The organism is Vibrio sp. 2CM40D (assembly GCF_023161825.1).
GTDB lineage: Bacteria > Pseudomonadota > Gammaproteobacteria > Enterobacterales > Vibrionaceae > Vibrio > Vibrio alginolyticus.
This window is the reverse complement of record NZ_JALNTL010000002.1, coordinates 1-19,664: the sequence shown is the minus strand read 5'-3', so window position 1 is coordinate 19,664 and position 19,664 is coordinate 1. Positions and strand designations below refer to the sequence as shown.

Below are 19,664 nucleotides of genomic sequence, written 5' to 3'. Positions count from 1 at the left end.
ATATGAATCGTGTTAATACTTAAAAGCTAACACTAAAAGACTATGTTTGGCAGAGATTCACTTGTATATGAATGTAAAAAATCCCCGATACGAAATCGGGGATTGAATTAAGGCTAGAGAATTGTTTAGTTAGCGAGATTACATCGCTTCTTCGAAGATCTTAGAGATTTCTTCGTGAGTTGCTTGTTTAGGGTTAGTGAAACCACAAGCGTCTTTCAGTGCGTTGTCTGCTAGTGTTGGGATGTCTTCTAGTTTCGCACCAAGCTCTTTAATACCTGCTGGGATACCCACATCTTTCGCTAGAGTAACGATAGCGTCGATTGCTGCCGCTGCACCTGCTTCAGCAGACATGCCTTCTACGTTTACGCCCATTGCTTTTGCTACGTCACGTAGACGCTCAGGACATACTTGCGCGTTGTAGCGCTGTACGTGAGGTAGAAGAATCGCGTTACAAACACCGTGTGGAAGGTCGTAGAAACCACCTAGCTGGTGTGCCATTGCGTGTACGTAACCTAGAGACGCGTTGTTGAATGCCATACCCGCCATGAACTGCGCGTATGCCATTTGTTCACGAGCTTCTAGATCTTCACCGTTTTTCACTGCTGTGCGTAGATAAGCCTGGATAAGCTCAATCGCTTTGATTGCTACCGCATCAGTGATTGGTGTTGCTGCGATAGATACGTAAGCTTCAATCGCGTGAGTTAGGGCATCCATACCTGTTGCCGCAGTTAGCGAAGCAGGTTTAGCTAGCATTAGCTCTGGATCGTTTACCGAGATAAGCGGTGTTGTGTGCTTATCAACGATAGCCATCTTGATGTGACGCTCTTCGTCAGTGATGATGCAGAAACGCGTCATTTCAGATGCAGTACCTGCCGTCGTGTTGATTGCGATAAGTGGCATCATTGGTTTTGCAGACTGGTCTACGCCTTCGTAATCTGCGATTTTGCCGCCGTTAGAAGCAACAAGCGCGATACCTTTCGCACAGTCGTGTGGTGAACCACCACCTAGAGAGACAACGAAGTCACATTCGTTATCAGTAAGAAGTGCTAAGCCGTCGTTAACGTTGCTGATAGTTGGATTTGGTTGAGTACCATCAAACACAACGGTTGCTACATCGCGCTCAGTGAGAAGGTCTTGAACTTGTTTGACTACACCGATTTGGTTAAGGATCTTATCCGTAACGATCAAACCTTTTTTAAAGCCTTGAGATTGGATGCTGTCTGCTGCGTCTTTCAAACAACCAGCGCCCATTAGGTTTACCGTAGGGATAAAAAATGCACTTGTCATATTGGATAGCTCCGTCGTTATTTTTAATAATCTTTCTTAATTTGCCATTTACTGTCGCACATTCGTTTCCAGATTGAAGTTGATCTGAAGCAAGTTTACCTACTTAGAGGTACTTGCAATAGAAAAACTGTGACAGTGATCTTGTTGCACTGCGTATAAGTGCAACACTGATATAAAGTAGAACAAATATGAAACTATGGACGTAAACGATTGGCAGAAATTGACTTCTGACGCGGATATATCTCTAAATTCGACTAAAGTATAAAAAATCCCCATTAATAACTTAATTATCAATGGGGATAGGGAAGTGTTTTATAAGCTAACTACTAATAATTAAGCTATTTTAATCAGTTTTGATACTAACTTTTCGATACCTGAAGCCGCTTGAGAGATATTCTCTGCCAACATGTAAGCAGGGGTTGAAAGTACGAGGTGTTTTTCATCAAAAACGATGTCTTCGACAGGGCACGTGGTGTGTTCACCGCTCATTTGATTAAATGCTATTGAGACTGCCTCATCGTTGCCTACCGTTCCTTTCACGCCTTGCTCATAAATCATCGGAATAATGACAGGAGAAATACACAGATAGCCAGCTGGTTTTTTCGCATTAGCAAACGCGCGACAAGCTTGAGCTACGTGTGTGTTAATGGAGCACTCCGCACCTGAAACGGCGAAGTCGGTTAAGTTTTTCGCAGCACCAAATCCACCTGGAAGCAGTAGGGCATCGTATTCATCAACGTTAAGTTTGGCAACATCGTCAATGTTTCCGCGTGCGATACGAGCTGATTCGATCAGTACGTTACGGGCTTCATCCATTTCGTCACCTGTTAGGTGATTGATGACGTGGAGTTGGTCAATGTTAGGTGCAAAGCAGTGCCAAGTTGCCCCTGCTTTCTCGATGGCGTAGAGCGCCAACACTGCTTCGTGGATCTCAGAACCGTCGTAAACGCCTGAACCACTTAAAATGACTGCGACTTTTTTCATGTTTGGATTCCTTTACTCTGAACGTTCCTTAGATTGCTCTTCGCTATCTAGACCATGCGTTTCCGAGTGTGTTTTAACGTTTTCACTCTCGTCGTCATCTTCATCATAGTAGCGCACAACAAAGGGTGTAAGCATAACACTAGAGGGCAGAAAATGTTTCATATCAACTCCAACGGCTTAATAGAATGATTTTTATACTGATTTTTATAAAACAGTACGTTGAACCTGATCATTTTTGAGTTAAGCTGACGTTTCCTTTGGCATTCGTGAGTGGTAGGTCACATGAAATCAGTGCAATTTCGTTTCACACTTTATGGTTGTATCGCGATTCTCTCTTGGAGTTGTCTGCTTGGCATCGCGAGGTTGGTTACGGAGAGTTTAGGTCCTGTAGGCGGGGCAGCCATGTTGTACTCTCTTAGCTCTGTTTTCCTTCTTATCGTGGTCGGTATTCCAAAGTTGTCTTACTTTTCTCCCAAGTATCTTGTGCTTGGTGGTGCGATGTTCGTTTGTTATGAAATATTTCTCGCTTTATCTTTGGGATATTCCAACTCGCGCGCGCAGGCAATTGAGGTGTCGATTGTCAACTACCTTTGGCCCGCACTGACGGTTTTATTTGCGGTCCTTGGCAGCAATAAAAAAACAAACTGGTTGCTTTATCCAGCAGTTACGCTGGCGTTTGTTGGGGTTGCTTGGACTGTGAGCGGTGAGAATGGCTTATCCATAACTCAGATCATGTCCAATGTTAGTAGTAACCCTCTGGTATATTTTATGGCTTTTGCTGGGGCGGTTATATGGGCTTTTTATTGCAACTTAACCCAAAAGCAGCAATCTAAACATAATGCGATTACCCTGTTTTTCATTGCAACAGCTGTTTCGCTTTGGATCAAATATGCGTTTACCGATGAGCCACCAATGACATTCAGTTGGGAAGCGATGGGGTACTTAGTGGCTTCTGCGGCTTTAATGGCTGGTGGTTATGGTTTATGGAACATCGCGATCGTTGGCGGCAATATGGTTTTTCTCGCCACCTTGTCTTACTTCACGCCCATTTTTTCCGCTTTATTTTCTTCTATTATTCTTGGCGTAACTCTGAGCCATAGCTTTTGGCAGGGCGTTGTGATGGTAACGGTGGGCTCGCTGATGTGTTGGTTAGTCACCAAAGAGAAGCGCGAAGCGGCTGGGTAAGTTACCAACGAGATCAGAGAATTTAAGTGAGCAACGAACAGATCTCCCTTGCGAGCTGTATTCGAATACGAAGCAACTAAATCGAAAAAATTAAAAAAGCTCCCGAGATTGGGAGCTTTTTATTGAGTTTTAACGGCTCTTTGGTGGCGCTCTAATAAGCGACGTTCAAGTGTAGTTGAAGCTTGAATCTGTGCTTCGACAGTCGCTTGATAAGCTGCTTACGAGTGTGCTCTAGTGTATCAAGCTCCAATGTGTCGTCATCAATATGTACGTCCACATTTACTCGTAGCTCTTGGCCCACCTTCGTTACGCCAGCCAGTTTCAATTGATGCTCAGTCACTTTTTCAATCTCAAGAACATCTTTGCCAACGCTCTGACACAGCTCTTTGCTTGGTGTCATCATTAGTAGTTCACGTAAGGCACCTACTAGCATACCGAACGGTACTTTGAGGAAGTAAAAGCCCATTAAAACCATCATCATGGGATCGGCATATACCGCATACTCAGAGAATGGCGTTAGTGAAACAGCCCAAGCCGAGATAAATCCTACGGTCACCGCCACACTTAGCAGAGTATCCATTTGCCACTGTTTTTTCTCCGCTTCAATTAAGCCTGATGAGAAGCGGCGGCTGCGTTTCGCCATAAACCACCAAGCGTAACCACAGCCGATAACATTCACGATGCCGAATAAGGTCGCAATAGAAGCATCGACCTCACGACCTCCAGACATCAATGCTGATATCGCAGAGTAGAGAGAGAAGCTTACAACCACTAAAATGACGGCTGCTTTTATAGCAATAACGATTGGTTCTAAGACCGCTTTTCCAAATGGGAATACAGATTTTGAAGGCTTGTTAATATAATAAGAAGCGGCCAGTGACAATAAAGTTAACAGTAAACTGACCAAAGAGTAAACACCGTCAAACATGATGACAATTGAGCCTACAAGCAAGCCAAGTACCATACCACCAGCAGCGAACCCAGATGCCAAAAGGGCTGAAATGGTTAGAATACGGTTTTCGTTTTTGCTTGTCCTGTCACACATAAAAGATGCCTTTGAATTTTAATACCTTACTATTCTTCGCTCATAAGGTAATTTAGGCAACCACAAAGTGACCAGTAACTAATCTAAAAAATGCGTTTTTATTTATGTTTTTATAAAACAATGACTTACTGTGATTTTAGGTGTCAGTAAAATTGACGCTCACTGATAAAATGTTTAGAAGTCAAATAAATACTCGCTCAATTTATCAGCTAACCACGTCATTGCAGGATGCTCAGCATGGCCGTTAGGTGAAAACATACAGTAGTCTTCTTGCGTCAATCCGTATGTGTGTTTGATAACGGCGAGCTTCTGCTGACGAAGGTAATGGCGGATTAATGGTTCAGGAAGCACTCCCCAAGCGTCTTCTTCTAAGATGGTGTTCAGCATGTAGTCAAAACTCGAAAAACCAATATATCGAGTCGAGAAAGGTTGCAGTTCAGGGTTGTCTTTCTCATTTAGGTACACCATTAGTGCTTGCATTTGACTACGTAGATCTTCGTCTGAGACACGGCGCATCTTACTTAGGCGGTGTTCTACACTGCATACTGACATCATACGTATCTTGCCTAACGGGTTATATACGATACGAGGATCGTCTACTCGCTCATAATCAACGCCGAAAGCAAAATCTACTTGGTGGGTACTGACCAAGTTGGCTAAGTCGCCACTGGATGCCAAGATTAAGTTGAAGGTTGTTGAAGGAAAGCGGTTATTCAATGTATGAGATAATTCTTGCCAGAGATCATCAGGTAAGGAGTCGTCACGTGCTACCCAAACTTCCGCGTTAAACCCTTCCGAGATTTGAGCGCAGGTCTTTCTGACCCGTTGTGCGATGATAAGTAGGTGTTCGCAATCTTTGTAAATGGCTTTCCCAGCTTCAGAGAGGGTGAGCTGGTTGCCAGTTCGGTTAAACAATTCAACGTCGAGATCTTTCTCTAATGCCTTAATCGACATACTGAGTTTGGTGCGATTGCAGTCGAGTTGCCTTGCCGCTTCAGAAACAGAACCACACTCAGCGATGGTGCAGAAGGCTTCTACTTGAGTTAAGTTCATGATTTGACACAACCAATAAATGAATTCAAATAATTTGGGTATTATGCAGATGCGCTCCCAAAGCCATGAAAGATTATCGAAAAAAACGCGAATCCGCCAGATAAGTCTATGGTCTTTTAACGGTTTTGCGGTAATCTATGTGGGTTACAAAAAGTGAACATGGAGGCCACGATGGCACAAGATTGGGACGGCTTAGCAAAAAACTGGGAATCAAATCCAGCAACAGAGCAATTTGCGCAGTCGGTGTTTGAGCAGTTACAACAGCTAACTCAGCTTGATGGCATTAAAGTACTAGATTTTGGATGCGGAACAGGGCAGTTAAGTCAACGATTGTCACCGATGGTTAAAGACATCGTAGCATTAGACGCATCGGAAGCCATGATTGAGGAACTCGATAAAAAAGAGCTCGTCAACGTAGAACCTGTGGTAGATGCATTATCTCGCGGCTTGGTCGCTCAGCATCCGGCCTTTCGTGGACAGTTCGACTTGGTGGTTGCATCATCAGTTTTAGCGTTTGTGGAAGACTTAGACGCGTCATTAACGATCTCGCATTCTCTACTTAACCACGGCGGCTATTTTGTTCATTTTGATTGGATTGCAGAATGTGAACAAGACGGTTTTACCCTTGCGAAGTCTGAGCGTGCACTGAAAGAAGCGGGTTTTACTGAAGTTGAATCGCAACACGTTTTTGACATTACATCTGATGGTAAAACAATGTCGGTATTAATGGGGCTTGGTCGTCGCTAATACCGCTGAATAAAGAACAAAAAATGACAAAAGCGAGCTAACAAGCTCGCTTTTTTCTTATCTGCTGAGGATATATGTAACTTCACTTGCTCTAAACAAGCGTCGTGGTGCAGGCAAGGACATACTCGAACAACTTAGTCTTCGGAGGTTATTTTGAGACGACTATCCTGCGTATCTCCTCCAGCACTTCAGGGTTGGCTATTGCGCCTAAATTTTCGACGCTTCGGTTGTTAACGACTTGCTTAACGGCTAACTCGACCAGCTTTCCTGAGCGTGTCTTAGGTATATCGCTTATTGCGTAAATTGCACTAGGTACATGCCTTGGAGAACATGCAGACTTTAGCTGTGCTTTGATGGAAGCGATCATCTCGTCATTGAGCTCTACCCCTTTGACTAATTGGACAAACAGCCATATTTGTTCGTTGCGATCGACTTCTTTTCCTACTGCGATCGAATCTAGAATACCGTCTATACAGTTCACTTGCTGATAGATTTCGGCCGTGCCGATTCTTACGCCACCAGGATTCAACGTGGTATCACTTCGACCATAAAATACGTATCCCCCAACGCGGGTCTGTTCAACATCATCGCCGTGGTGCCAAATATTGTCGAATTTATCCCAATAAGCACGATGATATCTCTCACCGGTGTCGTTCCAAAAGCCAGCAGGGAAGTTGGGTAATGAATTGGCGCAAACCAACTCACCGCGCTCTCCCATTACGCTATTACCTTGTGGGTTAAAGACTCGGACATCGACCCCTAACCCTGCTGATTGGCACTCTCCCCGATAAACGGGAGAAATAGGGTTGCCTAATACAAAGCAGCCACAAATGTCTGTTCCGCCAGAAATCGAGGCGAGGTGTACATCTTCTTTAATGTGCTGATAGACATAATCAAACTGTTCTGGATACAGAACAGAGCCAGTCGAACAAATGGTTTTCAGACTTGAAAATGCATCACTTTTCTGCGGAGAAAAAGATGCTTTTTCCAGCGCCTCTAGGTATTTTGCTGAGGTTCCAAATAGCGTCACTTCGGCTTGTTCTGCGAGGTCCCAGAGCACATTATGAGTGGGGTAAACAGGGCTACCATCAAAAATCACCAAACATGCACCGCTCGCGAGTGAAGAAACGTGCCAGTTCCACATCATCCAGCCGCAGGTTGTGTAGTAAAACACTCGGTCGTTCGGTTGAATATCGCAATGCAGTTGATGCTCTTTCAAGTGATTAAGCACCGTTCCGCCGACGGAATGGACGATGCATTTCGGTTTGCCTGTTGTGCCTGAAGAATAGAGCACAAATAGCGGATCGTTAAAATTCACACGAGTAAAAGTCAGCGCTTCGGGTGTGTATTGATTCAGGACGTTTTGCCAATCTTGGGTGCAGACATCGCATTCAAAAATGTGTGGTTTAAGGTAGCTAATTTGGCAAACTTGTTTAAGACCATCAAGATGATCCGCAATATGCTGGTTTTTCTCAGACATATCGAAAGTTTTGCCATTGAATGTATAGCCATCACAAGTAAACAGGATTTTGGGTTTCACTTGACCAAAGCGTTCCAAAACGCTTTCGACGCCAAAATCAGGTGAGGTGGAAGTCCAGGTCGCCCCCAAACTACTGGTTGCTAGCATGACTACCACCGTTTGAGGTAGGTGAGGTAAATACCCAGCGACGACATCACCTTGCTTAATTCCACATTCTTTCAACCATTGCTGCACACTCGAAACTTCTTCGCACAATTGTTTCCAGGTGTAGGTCTGTTTTTCTTCACGTTCATTTTCAAACCAAATCGCGAGATCATCGGGTTGGTGACACGCGTAGGTTAACAAATTTTCGGCGTAGTTAATTTGCGCGTTTGGGAACCATTTTATATCCCTATTTTCAACAGGTTGCTGCCAGCGACTTTCTGCTCGCTCTTTTATGGTCTCTCCCTGAGTGCCAATGACGTCGCAGAATAGCCAAACTTCCTGCCAAAATTTTTCTACATGATCGAGTGACCATTGATGCAGATCAGCGAAGCTTTCAAGGGTATTTCCTTGTCGATTAATGTGTTCAATAAACTGTGTAATGTTGGCTTCTTCGATACGACTTTCGCTCGGTTGCCATACTTTGCTGCTCTCGCGCATAGGTCCCTCTATAACAAAGTGATAACAGGTTTTAGTTTGAGAGGAATACACGATAAAGTCAAACAAGCCAGATATTATATCGTGTCATAAAAATCATGCAGTTACGATGCATTGTAAACAATATGTTACATCGGGATGATGCTGAGAAAGTCGCGTAGGGATTGGAAGCTCTTAAGACTACAGATAGGCTTAATGTAAAGGATTTGTTAATGGAGGTGAGCCATGACCCAGTATCGTTCTAAACCCGTAAACCAGGAAGGCAGGGTTGAATGGAGCCGTGAAGAAGACGCCATTTGGCGAGATTTGGTAACACGACAAATGGGTGTGATCCAAAACAGAGCTTGTGAGGCTTATTTACACGGTTTGACGCTGCTTGATTTACCTCAAGACCGCGTTCCTCAGTTACCAGAAATTAATCGTGTCTTGATGGAGACAACAGGTTGGCAAGTGGAGCCCGTTCCCGCGCTTATTGATTTCGACCGATTTTTTAATCTACTCGGTAATAAGCGCTTTCCAGTCGCCACATTCTTGCGTACAAGAGATGAGTTCGATTACTTACAGGAGCCAGATTTCTTCCACGAAATATTTGGTCATTGCGCGATGTTAACCAACCCAGACTTTGCTGCATTTACCGAGCATTATGGTCAACTAGGGCAAGCCGCTACCCCAAAAAAAAGAGCCTATCTCGCTCGCCTCTACTGGTTTACCGTAGAGTTTGGCTTGGTGAAAGAAGGGGACAAAACCAAAATTTACGGTGGTGGTATTCTTTCATCTCCTGGCGAAACCCTCTACGCATTAGAGAGTGATGCAGCAATTCGCGACCCATTTGAATTACAAACAGTGCTGAGAACGCCTTATCGTATCGACATCATGCAACCGAAGTACTACGTGATTGACGACTTTTCTCAACTTTTTAAAATCAGTCAGTTAAATTTATTGAAACAAGCCGATCTAGCGATTGAAGCTGGACTGCTTCCTCCACTTTTTGAACCAAAGGAACCTGCTCATGTTGAATGAACAAAAATGCGAAGCTTGTAGTATCGATGCCATTGCACTAAGCAAAGAAGAGCAACAGTCTCTGCTTCTGCAATTGTCTGATTGGCAGATCATTGAAAGAGAAGATATACCTCAACTAGAAAAGGTGTATAAATTTAAGAACTTCAAACAAGCATGGGCTTTCAGTAACAAAATCGCGGAACTGGCAGAAGATGAGTTCCACCATCCTTCTATTTTGTTGGAATGGGGTAAGGTTACCGTAACGTGGTGGAGTCACTCTATCAAAGGTCTGCATAAAAACGATTTTATCTGCGCATCAAAGTGTGACGCGCTAGCATCGGCAGAGTAGGACATTACCTCATACAAAAAAACGCCCGGCTTACGTCGGGCGTTTTGGTTCTAAATGACTTTTACATTACTTTATAGATTGATTCGGAAGACGGATGTCGTGCCCGATACCTCATTGCCAACGGCGATAAAATGACCACCATTACGGGTAAAGTAATTAATGGATTCTGGACCTAAATCGCCTGCTTTTGGATTGTATGTGTCGTTCATGCATTCGCCATCTTCGACTTCTGTACATACTGGCTGATTGTAATCACGGCGGTTTACGTAATGCATAAACTGCGCTTGTTTCGGGTCTGTGATGTCATAAATCATGATACCGCCTTGACGCTCCAAGCCGATAAACGCGTAATGACGACCGTTAATTTGTGCTACTTCAATCGCCTCTGGCTCAATACCTTTATCATCACTTCGGTCATCGCCACTATTATTGTTATCGTTGGTGCTGTTGAAGTTCTTGCCTTCATTCAGCAGCGCGATAGTCGCGAAATCGTCACCACTATCGAAGACCAACTTGCCGTTTTCATCCCAAATCGAGAATGAACGCGCGCCAAATGATTGAACATTCTCTTGTGCAGAAAGCGTTTGTTCCGGCTTAATCACTTTTAAACGCGCGAGTTGTTTGTTGTCTTTTAGTGCCTCTGCCAATGGGTGTTCTGCTGCTACTTTCAGCTTCTTACCGCGCACTTCATCAATATGGCTTAAACAGCTCCCTTGCTCAGATGTGTATTCATCTGTACCAAGGTAATCGTCTTCATCCCACATAAAGCCAGCTTTGTCGCACAGTTCTAGAGTGGTTTTGAATCCGTACTCACGCCCGTCGCCTTCATTTGCAGATACGATGTAAGTACTCCCATTCACTGAGTAGCTGTCGATAGTGTCAGGCATAAATAAGCCAACCAGTTGTGGGTAGCTTTTCAAGTTCCCAATGATTTTGTCTTTGTTGGATGCATCGAGTTTAGCGCCCGACCAAGACTTCTCACCTAAGCCAACAATTTTTTCTACCGATTTGCTCTCTGGATTGACGATTGCCATGGCGTTATTTTCTTGTAGCGCGACATAGATTTTACCGTTATCTGCAAAAGTGAGGTATTCAGGCTCTAGATCTTGTGCGATGGTGGCGTTTGGCCCCGAAATACGCACATTCATTGGGAGCTCTGCTTTTCGTGAACCATCAAATTCGTTAAAGCCAATTTGTGTTACTTCTGCTTGAGTAACACCAAGGCTCAGATCGATCAAAGTGATACTACCTTCAGGGTCAATGCTGTAATCGCTGTTTGGTTCTCCTTCATTAGCGGTTGCGATGTATCGGCCATCTTTTGAGAAGCCAACCATGTCTGGCAATGCGCCTGTTGGGAAAGTCGTGACTAATGACAAATCGCCGGAGCGGTACAAGCCAACAATACCATTCGCTTGTTTATTACTGTTTTCAATCGCAACAGCTACCAAACCATTGAATACAGCGACACTGTTTGCTGCGCCAATTTCAATGCCCGCTGCTTCGCCAGCGCTGTTGAGATCAATGAATGCGCTTTGCGTTGGTACGCCGTTGTCATCCATAGAAAGTACATCGATACGTTTTGCTTGAGCATTCACCACATAGAGCTTATCTGTACAGGCGTCATAACTCACGATTTCAGCTGCCGATGTATCGAATGGAGCATCAGCAACGGATGTCCCGATAAACGTTAACCCTTGAATTGAAGTTTCCCCAGTAACGGGCGCAGTGGTAGGTTTGCATTGTGTAGCGAATGAAGCCACGGTATCTTCGGGTTGTGATGAACACGCGATGGCAAGTGATGACAATGCGAGTGCACCGATTGCCTTTAAAGGGGTGATCATGATATCTCCTTATCAATCCGATAGGTTGTCAATCAGCATGGGTTTTATGCTGCTGTCCATTTCCGCAACTGGAATGATAGAGCGCTGAATGACGTGTGATTTGGTAAGGCTCTGAATATATGTATGATTGATGACTCTTATATTGGCTTTTTATGAAACTAATGTGTCATCAATATGATGAAGTAGGGATAGAGGAATAATGGAATTAAAATCGTTTTTAGATTTATTGGCAGCGTCACCAGAGCAGGTCGAATTTGAAGCAACGATGGCGGTGATCGAAGATAACTATACGTTTGAGCCAACCGCTTTTGTAAATGGTGAGACACAAAACAATGCAGGCGAGAACAACGGTTCGTGTAAGATCTTCGCTTTCGGTTTGCTAAACAACCTAGACAAAGAAGCGACGCTAGCCTGCTTTGGCCGCTTTTATCGTGAAGATGTATTGCAGTATCCAGAGAACAGCGATCACCAGAATATTCGTAATTTTATGGTGACAGGGTGGGAAGGCATTAAGTTTGAAGCGTCCGCTTTAACCGCTAAATAAACACCAGTCAGAAAACGATGATCAGTAAGCCAGTCGTATTACGCGACTGGCTTTTTTTCTAGACATTTTCGGCACAAACACAGCTGGTTGGCGCTTGGCTTGGGTAAATCACGGGTTTCTATAGTAAAGCACCAGCATGTCTCTTTGCCTGCGGCGATATCACAATGGGCTTGAGTCCCGCACTCAGGACAACTGTGCGTTGAATCTTCTCCTGCGATTTGTTCGATAATCGCATCTCGTTGGAGATCGGTTTTGTCTTTCCATTGGATGATTTCATCCATCGTTCGGTGACAACCAGAGCATATTCCGGCGTTATTTTTACATGCAGCTCGACAAGGTGACTTCATTGCTTTCTCGTTCTCATTTTTTATGCCGCGTACTCTAGCATAAAGCGAGTCAAGGCCGCCAAAAATAAACGTGACTGCGATTTGCTGGTGAGGAGGGAGAACCAGTGTTACCCTTGGACGAGTTACCTTAACTCTCTGTCACTTATGTTAGAAAAAGAAAACCTCATTAAACTCGCTAGAATGCAAATGCCATTTGGGAAATATGCAGGGCGAGTGTTAATCGACCTGCCTGAAGAATACTTACTGTGGTTTGATAAAAAGGGCTGGCCAAGCGGCGAGCTAGGGGATTTGCTCAAGCTATGTTTAGCGCTCAAAATTGAAGGCTTAGATAGTGTCGTGAAGCCTTTGAAGCGTATGTAACTAGCCACAGAAACTCCCACTCTTAATGAAAAGACTTATTATGAATTTTGATATCGATGCACTGAAACATCACCAATTGGTCGAAGATGGTAAACTAGAGGGATGTTACATTCATCAGCCAGCTCAAGGTAGCCAACACAATGACAAAGCTGTTTTGGCAGAGCGCCAAGCGTTGGAAAAGTTGGGATATAAGGTAATACAGGTTAAAGCTAAAGGCGGGACAACAACGTTTGCCGAGGCGATGCAAAAGCTTGCAAAGGAAACTGGTCACCTGCCTAAGGAGTAAGTGAGTGTAACCTGCCACAGCCTTACAAGTTCTCCCACCAGACTATTTTTTCATTCAAAAGAGCCAGACCGTTAGGCTGACTCTTTTTGGCCCCAAAGTGTGTTACGCCTCGAAATGCGAATTTAGATAATTGGCAATTTTATACATACAAAACTCTGCTCTTTGCCATTCAGGCAGAGTGCCCCAAAACTGGTAACAATGATATGAATGTTATCGTCGCTAGGCTGATGTTGAACACGCGCTGTCTTAATACGGTATTGAGATAAATACGAATTTTTTTACCAACCCAGACCCAAGTAATATTTGCAAACAGTCCGAATGTCGTAAACACGAAAGTAATCAATGTAACAGAGAACCAATAGTTAGAAGGGAGACTATAACTTGTGACCAAAGCAAGTGATGCCATCCAAGCCTTCATATTACCCAGTTGAAACAACGTAGCCTGAGTTACGTTGATTGGTTTGCTTTTAGTGGGTTTGCCTGCGAAAGGGTTAGTACATAGCAGCTTAATCATCAGCCAGAACATGTAAACCAGACCGATGTATTTTATAGCGAGATACCAACTTGGATGAGTTTGTAGGGCAACACCGACACCACATGCACAAAGCAGAATTAACCCTATTACGCCAATACGGATACCAATTAGGTGTCGCCATGATTTCCTTATACCAAATTGTGCCCCTGAGTTGGCGAGCAATAAGTTATTTGGGCCGGGTGTTATGGCGGTGACAAACGCAAATAAACTCATCGCTGGAGTTAGGTCCCATAATGTTGTCATTTCTTTTCTTCTCAAATTAGTGCTGATAAGCCAAGAATAAAGGGATGAAGTGAGAGAGACCTACAGTTAATGCGTCATGGTGACAATTCTTTGATTTCATTTTCGTCAGGCCTTATTTATCCTGAATACAAGAATTAATTGTACCCCTTCGGAGAGAGACAATGTTAGTCCCTGATATATCGGGTCGTTCCGGACCTAAGTTTATGGCACTGGCTGATGCGATTGCTGAGGTGATAGAGAGTGGTGAACTCGAACCAGACACTAAATTACCTCCTCAGCGTATTTTATCTTATCGCTTAGGTGTGACGGTTGGAACGGTGACGAGGGCATATAGGGAGCTAGAGCGGAGGGGCTTAACGGAACCAAAAGTAGGAAGCGGTACTTATGTACGTAACAGAGAAACTGAACTGAACCACTTTTATCATCCGGTATTGGAAGAAAAAGGCATTGATCTGGCACGTTGCCGACCTTTGCTATTATCGCAGCCGAAATTTCTTGCGAATGCGTTGAAAGAGCTATCACACGAGGAAATTGCGCAGGCAGCCGTGCTGGATTACTACTCCGCTGATGGCATTCAGGGTCATAACGAGACTCTTCGACAATGGCTGATGACCAAATTCAATATCGATATTGATTCACAGCGTCTAGTGTGGACTCATGGAGGGCAACACGGGATATCGTTGATTATTCAATCTCTGAGCCGCCCTAAAGATACAATTCTTGCTGAAGGGCTGTGTTATCCAGAGTTCATCTATGCATGTCAGCAATCCGAACGAAAGCTAGTGCCAGTAAAAGTCGATGAACATGGATTAGATCCAGAAGATCTGGCTTTGCACTGTAAGAGGCATCGCCCAAAACTGCTTTATCTTACGCCGGGAATACAGAACCCGACCGGAGCTCAGTTAACGGATAGCCGAAGACTAAAAATCATAGAGATATGTCGTCGTTATAATGTGTTGATCATTGAGGACGATGTTCTCTACTGCCCACCGTCTCATCGAAAGAGTCCCTTAGTTGCTATCGCTCCAGATATTACCTTATACGTGGGCAGTTTTTCTAAGTACTTTGCAGGTGGATTGCGGCTGGGTTTCATCATTCTGCCTCTGTCGTTCAAAGATTTACTGCAACGTGCGCTAAGAGCCAGTTGTATGTATGTTAGCCCTTTGATAATTGACCTTGTTTGTCGTTGGTTAACTAGCGGAGCTATGCAAGCCGTGGACAGAGAGATAGCGATGGAACTCAGTGCACGTCATCGGATCTGGAAGGCAGTATTTCCCGAAATCCAGATTGGTGTTCCTGGTTACAATGTGTGGCTACCTTTGCCTGAGCCATTAACAGGGTATCACTTTAACCAGTCGTTGTTGAAACATGGTGTCAGAGTGAGGGAAGCGGAAATGTTTGCTGTGGGTCGGTATGAAGTGCCGGCAGCAGTGAGGATATCACTTGCAGGTCCATTAAGCCGATTACAATTGCAATCAGCTTTAGATATCGTAAGAGAGCAAATCAAACGGTTAACTTAAGTTTCATAGTTCACATGGATTGCTCAATATCTAACTATTCAATGCTCTATTAGGATTGAACACACCGATATACATAAAGTGCTCGAAGTTGTGCTCAAAGTCTCAAAAGTTACTTGAAATCTGAAACTCGCTTGGACGTCTTTTGGGCAGCATCGAGTTGATTCATCTTTGTCGAGAACCTTTATGTTGAGTACTTTCCAACGCAAAAGTGCCCCATTGTTACTTGGGGCTAGTACTAATCCATCTATTGTGAGTATGGCTTTGCCTTAATAAATCTTATTTGAACTCGCCTCTAAATGAGTGGGCTTATCGATGTAACTCAGCAACGCTCATAGTGAAAACTAAATCCGAATCTGCTTGGTTTGAGTAGCTGTGAGGGACATCCGTTTTAGCTATAGCGGACTGACCTTCATGCAGTTCTATGGCTTTCCCATCAATATTCAAAGTGAGTATTCCAGACTCAACATGAAAAAGTTCAAACGTGCCTTGTGGATGACCTGCTGATTCAAAAACTTCTGATGGTTTCATATTCCAGCGCCACAACTCAATCATATCTGGGCCGCTTGTTCCCGCCAGAAGTTTTGCGCTACCACCGTGCTCGCCAGTCCAAAGCGTTGGAATGTCCTCTTTATCAATGATGTTGACTGTTGGATTACTCGCAACATTCACAATATCGGCAACCGAAATCCCAAGGGCAGCAGACAGTTTACACAACGTCGAAATGCTAGGGTTAGCTGCCCCTTTCTCTACTTCTACTAACATGCCTTTACTTATCCCTGCTCTTTTTGACAGGGCATCCAGTGACAACTTGAGCCTTTTTCGATGTTCCTTGATCCTTGCGGCTACCGCTTGATTAATGAAATCAGCATCAGTGCCACTATCGGTCGATATATTGACTTTTTTGGTCATTGTAATGTATCTTGCATGAAAATGAATCACTGAAGGAATTATCTAATGGTTGTTATAGTGCCGTCAATCGATGCTCGAATTTCCCAGATTGCACCAGAGTTCAAAGCATTGAGCATATCCGTTAAAGGAACGGAAGTTCAGAGCCAAGAGTATGCAAAACGGGTTCTGCAAGAAGCATGTACTTCCGTCATTGAGAACGACTATCCATGGGCAGAATCACACATCAATGCGTGGGGAGACGTTTTTCGTCAATTTGGCGCTAAACCAAATCGAACCCCTTGCTCGGCTGCTGCACTGCGAAAACGAGTATTGAAAGATGGAGGAATGCAGAGCATTGACCCTATTGTGGATATTTATAATGCCATCAGTATTCGATACGCCATACCCGTAGGTGGTGAAGATATGGACAGTTATCAAGGAACGCCAACACTCACTATCGCAGATGGCTCTGAATCCTTTGACACCATGAAAAATGGTGAGGCTTCAATTGAAAACCCTGATGTTGGGGAAGTAATTTGGCGCGATGAAGTAGGCGTTACTTGTCGTCGTTGGAACTGGAGGCAGGGTGTCAGAACCCGAATTGAATCTGACACACGTAACATGTGGTTTATTCTAGAAAGCTTGCCTGAAATGCCACTAGAACACTTGCAGGAGGCGGGGCAAGAAATGATTAAACACTTGCAAGTGATCATGCCTGATTCAGTGATAGAGCAATCGTTGGTGTTTGCTTCAAAATCCATTGAGGTTTGATGTGATAAATACTTTGTTAACGGGTGCCGTTGTTTCTGGAAGTTTGATTGTCGCAATCGGTAGCCAAAATGCGTTTCTATTAAAGTGCGGATTAAAAAAGCAATACGCACTGTCCGTTGCCACTATCTGCTTTCTTGGAGACATTCTACTGATCAGTACTGGTGTACTTGGTGTAGGGACACTGCTCTATAAAGCACCATTATGGAAAGACCTTTTGACTCTTGGCGGCGTAGTATTTCTTTTCTGGTATGGCTACCAATCTGCAAAATCAGCATGGAATGGTTCAAGTCACCTAGAGTTGGAAAATTCGGACATTGCCCAGAGTTGGTTAAAAGTCGTTTTAATGGCGATGGCTATCACTTTTTTAAATCCACATGTCTATCTGGATACGGTGGTGATCCTTGGTGGTGTGACTGCTCAAATGGAACCTGATGAAAAACTATTGTTTGTTATAGGGGCACTGATTGCATCAGGGATCTGGTTTTATGGATTAGTGTATTTGGCTAACAAGTTGATCCCACTTTTTAGTAAGCCAAGAACATGGAGAATTTTAGATTCTGCGATTTCATGCATCATGTTTGGTATTGCATTGAAGCTCGCAACACCTCTATTAAGCCAATACATATAGAACGTCTCGATAAAGCTGCATTTCCAATAACTAAACTGCTCCTGCCAGATTGGACACAGATTTTCCATACCAGAAGTTATTCGCATTTTGCTAATTTAAGTAAATGCTCTAAATCATTTCTGTCCAAGAGAGTGCTGGCGCAGTTCAAAGTAGGCACTTGCTTTGGGTTACTCGACTCCAAGTAACTTTATTGCTATGTTTCGCAAAATATATGGAGAATCTCCTGCGCGTTATTTTTCTAGATGCCGTGCAGAATAATGTGTTGACCGGCTGAGGGAAAAATGAAAACCAAAATAATAATGTCTTTTCTACTCGCTACATTGTGTGTCAGTGTCAGCGCCAGTACGAATGAGCCGAAATACCATTCTGCGCTAACAGTCAAAACGGGATTCAGTGAAGACAGAGACAAGCCTGTGGAAGTCTATTATTGGTATCCCACAACGAACGAAAAAAACAACTTCTCGTTTGGTAGGGGGAACATTTTTAAATCAGTCGAAACGCAGTTAGATGCCCCTTTAGCAAGTGGAAAATTTCCCGTTGTGCTTTTGTCGCAGGGCGGAACACGGTCAGCGTTTTCCCACAGTGGTTGGATAGCCTCGAGCCTGGCGCAACAAGGTTATGTCGTTGTGGTACCAAAGCCTCCTGCACCGAACGAAATCAATGCAGAAATGGCTGTTGATGAAATCACATTCAGAACCAGTGATTTGGTGCTTGGGCTGAACGAATTAAGTTCGGTCGGGATACTGTCCGGAGGCGTAGATACTGATGCAGTGCAGGGGGTCGGCTTTTTTCTGGGCGGCACATCTATGCTGATGCTCTCCGGAGCGCAAATAAGCCCGGAGAAATATCGAACATCGTGTCACAACGCCACAAATGTAGACTGTCATTGGTTACGTGAAAATAACGTTGATATTACCAGCATCCCGGATCAAAAATTCCCCCGATTTCAGTCTGAAAACAAACTGAAATCGGTCGTCGTTATCAACCCTGAGCTAACGAAAACTTTTGTCCCTGAAACTCTGGCCTTGATGAACAATGCTATCACCGTGGTGGCGCTCTCTGATCGGCTACATCCCGCACTGACACCAGCCGAATCACTTGTTGCTCTTCCCAATGTGACGTTTCAAGAGATCCCCAGTGCGAGTCAGTTTAGTGCGTTCGCAGAATGTACTGAGCGTGGCATTAAAATTCTCGCATCAGAAGGGGAGGAAGCACTTTGCCAGGAGCGTGACGAGGTTTCCAGAAAGGACAATCACCAGAAAATTTTGGATGTAATTCTGACTAGCCTAACAAAGCCACAAGAATAGCAACAATGTGACACTTTCTTACACATTGTCTGTTCGAGTAAGCAAAGCGAGGAGTAAGTTTTGTGCAGGCTTATCCCTCCACCATAGTGCAAGACATACTAGTGACCGTATTATTTGCCTTAATTAAGTACTTGTCCCAGCATTTTAAAGCTTAGAAGAACACACAAAATACCAACGATTTTCTTAAGAACTTTATTTGGGAAATACGCTGCACAACGCACGCCGAGGCTAGTAGTTAAGTAGCTACTAATGGAGAAGCTGATCATTGCAGGAAGGTATATGTATCCTAAGACTAAGTTGTTCCAATCTGTATTTTCCCATCCGTTTAACATGTAACCGAGGCTTCCTGACAGCGCGATAGGGAAACCTATCGCAGCAGAGGTACCAATAGCACGTTTTACCTCAAAATTTTGCTGGACAAGATAGGGGATGATCAACCCCGCACCGCTTATAGAGACAAGTGCTGATACAGAGCCAATCACCGAGCCTACAGTGATATTACCGATAGCCCCATGTGGGTTAGGGTTGTACTCATTTTCAGTGTTGAGGAACATCTTATAAGCAACATACAACATGAATACGCTGAAAAAGCCTGCCAGATAGACTCCTTGTAGATACGATGCTAC

22 protein-coding genes are annotated in these 19,664 nt (G+C 44.0%); 11 read left to right on the top strand and 11 right to left on the bottom strand.

The annotated features are described in order from the left end of the window. Positions 1–138: 138 nt before the first annotated feature. The 3 genes from yiaY to MTF70_RS03535 form a co-directional block, all read right to left on the bottom strand. On the bottom strand, positions 139–1,287 hold the full coding sequence (gene yiaY / locus MTF70_RS03545; RefSeq protein WP_042521463.1) for an L-threonine dehydrogenase: 1,149 nt from the start codon (positions 1,285–1,287) through the stop codon (positions 139–141). Positions 1,288–1,620: 333 nt separating this feature from the next. Continuing rightward, complete coding sequence (gene elbB, locus MTF70_RS03540) at positions 1,621–2,271, bottom strand: isoprenoid biosynthesis glyoxalase ElbB (RefSeq protein WP_205461363.1); 651 nt, start codon at positions 2,269–2,271, stop codon at positions 1,621–1,623. A 12-nt stretch (positions 2,272–2,283) separates the two neighbouring features. After that, the gene (locus MTF70_RS03535; protein ID WP_165439042.1) at positions 2,284–2,433 is read right to left on the bottom strand and encodes a hypothetical protein; all 150 of its coding nucleotides are present in this window, start codon (positions 2,431–2,433) and stop codon (positions 2,284–2,286) included. A gap of 120 nt (positions 2,434–2,553) precedes the next feature. On the opposite strand from MTF70_RS03535, the gene yddG reads away from it, so the two are divergent. Continuing rightward, positions 2,554–3,456 (top strand): aromatic amino acid DMT transporter YddG, encoded by a 903-nt coding sequence (gene yddG, locus MTF70_RS03530; protein WP_065275390.1) that lies wholly within the window; start codon positions 2,554–2,556, stop codon positions 3,454–3,456. A 151-nt stretch (positions 3,457–3,607) separates the two neighbouring features. On the opposite strand, the gene MTF70_RS03525 is transcribed toward yddG, so the two are convergent. After that, positions 3,608–4,501, bottom strand: a complete 894-nt coding sequence (locus tag MTF70_RS03525) for a cation diffusion facilitator family transporter (protein ID WP_205461365.1) — start codon at positions 4,499–4,501, stop codon at positions 3,608–3,610. A gap of 174 nt (positions 4,502–4,675) precedes the next feature. Beyond that, positions 4,676–5,554, bottom strand: a complete 879-nt coding sequence (locus tag MTF70_RS03520) for a LysR family transcriptional regulator (RefSeq protein ID WP_053307827.1) — start codon at positions 5,552–5,554, stop codon at positions 4,676–4,678. A gap of 171 nt (positions 5,555–5,725) precedes the next feature. Here MTF70_RS03520 and MTF70_RS03515 point away from each other — a divergent pair, with 171 nt between their 5' ends. Beyond that, a complete protein-coding gene (locus tag MTF70_RS03515; RefSeq protein ID WP_017821100.1) occupies positions 5,726–6,301 on the top strand; it encodes a class I SAM-dependent methyltransferase in 576 nt (191 codons plus the stop codon). 148 nt (positions 6,302–6,449) lie between these two features. On the opposite strand, the gene MTF70_RS03510 is transcribed toward MTF70_RS03515, so the two are convergent. Continuing rightward, positions 6,450–8,423 carry an acetoacetate--CoA ligase gene (locus tag MTF70_RS03510; RefSeq protein ID WP_025768449.1) on the bottom strand — a complete coding sequence of 658 codons (1,974 nt, stop codon included), beginning with the start codon at positions 8,421–8,423 and terminating at the stop codon, positions 6,450–6,452. Positions 8,424–8,645: 222 nt separating this feature from the next. Here MTF70_RS03510 and phhA point away from each other — a divergent pair, with 222 nt between their 5' ends. Together phhA and MTF70_RS03500 are read left to right on the top strand one after the other, a co-directional pair. Then, positions 8,646–9,440 carry a phenylalanine 4-monooxygenase gene (gene phhA / locus MTF70_RS03505; protein WP_205461368.1) on the top strand — a complete coding sequence of 265 codons (795 nt, stop codon included), beginning with the start codon at positions 8,646–8,648 and terminating at the stop codon, positions 9,438–9,440. Further along, positions 9,430–9,768 carry a 4a-hydroxytetrahydrobiopterin dehydratase gene (locus tag MTF70_RS03500; protein WP_005375563.1) on the top strand — a complete coding sequence of 113 codons (339 nt, stop codon included), beginning with the start codon at positions 9,430–9,432 and terminating at the stop codon, positions 9,766–9,768. The genes phhA and MTF70_RS03500 overlap by 11 nt, the downstream gene beginning before the upstream one ends. Before the next feature lie 71 nt (positions 9,769–9,839). Here MTF70_RS03500 and MTF70_RS03495 read toward each other — a convergent pair whose 3' ends face one another. Then, positions 9,840–11,609 (bottom strand): choice-of-anchor I family protein, encoded by a 1,770-nt coding sequence (locus tag MTF70_RS03495; protein WP_205461370.1) that lies wholly within the window; start codon positions 11,607–11,609, stop codon positions 9,840–9,842. 199 nt (positions 11,610–11,808) lie between these two features. Between MTF70_RS03495 and MTF70_RS03490 the strand changes: the two genes are divergently transcribed. Beyond that, positions 11,809–12,153 carry a HopJ type III effector protein gene (locus tag MTF70_RS03490; protein WP_017634382.1) on the top strand — a complete coding sequence of 115 codons (345 nt, stop codon included), beginning with the start codon at positions 11,809–11,811 and terminating at the stop codon, positions 12,151–12,153. A 38-nt stretch (positions 12,154–12,191) separates the two neighbouring features. On the opposite strand, the gene MTF70_RS03485 is transcribed toward MTF70_RS03490, so the two are convergent. After that, on the bottom strand, positions 12,192–12,500 hold the full coding sequence (locus MTF70_RS03485; protein ID WP_080276966.1) for a cysteine-rich CWC family protein: 309 nt from the start codon (positions 12,498–12,500) through the stop codon (positions 12,192–12,194). A 144-nt stretch (positions 12,501–12,644) separates the two neighbouring features. On the opposite strand from MTF70_RS03485, the gene MTF70_RS03480 reads away from it, so the two are divergent. Both MTF70_RS03480 and MTF70_RS03475 read left to right on the top strand, forming a co-directional pair. After that, positions 12,645–12,860: a DUF3820 family protein gene (locus MTF70_RS03480; protein ID WP_005375557.1), complete on the top strand. Its 216-nt coding sequence runs from the start codon at positions 12,645–12,647 to the stop codon at positions 12,858–12,860. Between the two features lie 40 nt (positions 12,861–12,900). Further along, positions 12,901–13,146 carry a hypothetical protein gene (locus MTF70_RS03475; RefSeq protein WP_005375556.1) on the top strand — a complete coding sequence of 82 codons (246 nt, stop codon included), beginning with the start codon at positions 12,901–12,903 and terminating at the stop codon, positions 13,144–13,146. A gap of 169 nt (positions 13,147–13,315) precedes the next feature. Here MTF70_RS03475 and MTF70_RS03470 read toward each other — a convergent pair whose 3' ends face one another. Further along, entirely contained in the window at positions 13,316–13,924 is a 609-nt protein-coding gene (locus MTF70_RS03470) for a LysE family translocator (protein ID WP_005389411.1), read from the bottom strand. 161 nt (positions 13,925–14,085) lie between these two features. On the opposite strand from MTF70_RS03470, the gene MTF70_RS03465 reads away from it, so the two are divergent. Further along, entirely contained in the window at positions 14,086–15,444 is a 1,359-nt protein-coding gene (locus tag MTF70_RS03465; protein ID WP_025768447.1) for a PLP-dependent aminotransferase family protein, read from the top strand. Between the two features lie 306 nt (positions 15,445–15,750). Here the strand turns inward: MTF70_RS03465 and MTF70_RS03460 are convergent, their stop codons facing one another. Next, positions 15,751–16,353, bottom strand: a complete 603-nt coding sequence (locus tag MTF70_RS03460; RefSeq protein WP_025768446.1) for a helix-turn-helix transcriptional regulator — start codon at positions 16,351–16,353, stop codon at positions 15,751–15,753. Between the two features lie 45 nt (positions 16,354–16,398). Here MTF70_RS03460 and MTF70_RS03455 point away from each other — a divergent pair, with 45 nt between their 5' ends. The 3 genes from MTF70_RS03455 to MTF70_RS03445 all read left to right on the top strand — a co-directional run bounded on the left by MTF70_RS03455 (position 16,399) and on the right by MTF70_RS03445 (position 19,038). Further along, positions 16,399–17,103 carry a B3/4 domain-containing protein gene (locus tag MTF70_RS03455; protein ID WP_025768445.1) on the top strand — a complete coding sequence of 235 codons (705 nt, stop codon included), beginning with the start codon at positions 16,399–16,401 and terminating at the stop codon, positions 17,101–17,103. 1 nt (position 17,104) lies between these two features. Next, positions 17,105–17,731 (top strand): LysE/ArgO family amino acid transporter, encoded by a 627-nt coding sequence (locus MTF70_RS03450; RefSeq protein WP_025768444.1) that lies wholly within the window; start codon positions 17,105–17,107, stop codon positions 17,729–17,731. Between the two features lie 281 nt (positions 17,732–18,012). Beyond that, complete coding sequence (locus MTF70_RS03445; RefSeq protein WP_132936369.1) at positions 18,013–19,038, top strand: hypothetical protein; 1,026 nt, start codon at positions 18,013–18,015, stop codon at positions 19,036–19,038. Between the two features lie 119 nt (positions 19,039–19,157). Here MTF70_RS03445 and MTF70_RS03440 read toward each other — a convergent pair. After that, the coding region (locus tag MTF70_RS03440) for a sulfite exporter TauE/SafE family protein (protein WP_248393852.1) at positions 19,158–19,664 on the bottom strand (507 nt) is incomplete at its 5' end.

Excerpts from the sequence above, each read along its gene's own strand:
- yiaY (WP_042521463.1), bottom strand. The coding sequence starts at position 1,287 with ATGACAAGTGCATTTTTTATCCCTACGGTAAACCTAATGGGCGCTGGT.
- elbB (WP_205461363.1), bottom strand. The coding sequence starts at position 2,271 with ATGAAAAAAGTCGCAGTCATTTTAAGTGGTTCAGGCGTTTACGACGGT.
- MTF70_RS03535 (WP_165439042.1), bottom strand. The coding sequence starts at position 2,433 with ATGAAACATTTTCTGCCCTCTAGTGTTATGCTTACACCCTTTGTTGTG.
- yddG (WP_065275390.1), top strand. The coding sequence starts at position 2,554 with ATGAAATCAGTGCAATTTCGTTTCACACTTTATGGTTGTATCGCGATT.
- MTF70_RS03525 (WP_205461365.1), bottom strand. The coding sequence starts at position 4,501 with ATGTGTGACAGGACAAGCAAAAACGAAAACCGTATTCTAACCATTTCA.
- MTF70_RS03520 (WP_053307827.1), bottom strand. The coding sequence starts at position 5,554 with ATGAACTTAACTCAAGTAGAAGCCTTCTGCACCATCGCTGAGTGTGGT.
- MTF70_RS03515 (WP_017821100.1), top strand. The coding sequence starts at position 5,726 with ATGGCACAAGATTGGGACGGCTTAGCAAAAAACTGGGAATCAAATCCA.
- MTF70_RS03510 (WP_025768449.1), bottom strand. The coding sequence starts at position 8,423 with ATGCGCGAGAGCAGCAAAGTATGGCAACCGAGCGAAAGTCGTATCGAA.
- phhA (WP_205461368.1), top strand. The coding sequence starts at position 8,646 with ATGACCCAGTATCGTTCTAAACCCGTAAACCAGGAAGGCAGGGTTGAA.
- MTF70_RS03500 (WP_005375563.1), top strand. The coding sequence starts at position 9,430 with ATGTTGAATGAACAAAAATGCGAAGCTTGTAGTATCGATGCCATTGCA.
- MTF70_RS03495 (WP_205461370.1), bottom strand. The coding sequence starts at position 11,609 with ATGATCACCCCTTTAAAGGCAATCGGTGCACTCGCATTGTCATCACTT.
- MTF70_RS03490 (WP_017634382.1), top strand. The coding sequence starts at position 11,809 with ATGGAATTAAAATCGTTTTTAGATTTATTGGCAGCGTCACCAGAGCAG.
- MTF70_RS03485 (WP_080276966.1), bottom strand. The coding sequence starts at position 12,500 with ATGAAGTCACCTTGTCGAGCTGCATGTAAAAATAACGCCGGAATATGC.
- MTF70_RS03480 (WP_005375557.1), top strand. The coding sequence starts at position 12,645 with ATGTTAGAAAAAGAAAACCTCATTAAACTCGCTAGAATGCAAATGCCA.
- MTF70_RS03475 (WP_005375556.1), top strand. The coding sequence starts at position 12,901 with ATGAATTTTGATATCGATGCACTGAAACATCACCAATTGGTCGAAGAT.
- MTF70_RS03470 (WP_005389411.1), bottom strand. The coding sequence starts at position 13,924 with ATGACAACATTATGGGACCTAACTCCAGCGATGAGTTTATTTGCGTTT.
- MTF70_RS03465 (WP_025768447.1), top strand. The coding sequence starts at position 14,086 with ATGTTAGTCCCTGATATATCGGGTCGTTCCGGACCTAAGTTTATGGCA.
- MTF70_RS03460 (WP_025768446.1), bottom strand. The coding sequence starts at position 16,353 with ATGACCAAAAAAGTCAATATATCGACCGATAGTGGCACTGATGCTGAT.
- MTF70_RS03455 (WP_025768445.1), top strand. The coding sequence starts at position 16,399 with ATGGTTGTTATAGTGCCGTCAATCGATGCTCGAATTTCCCAGATTGCA.
- MTF70_RS03445 (WP_132936369.1), top strand. The coding sequence starts at position 18,013 with ATGAAAACCAAAATAATAATGTCTTTTCTACTCGCTACATTGTGTGTC.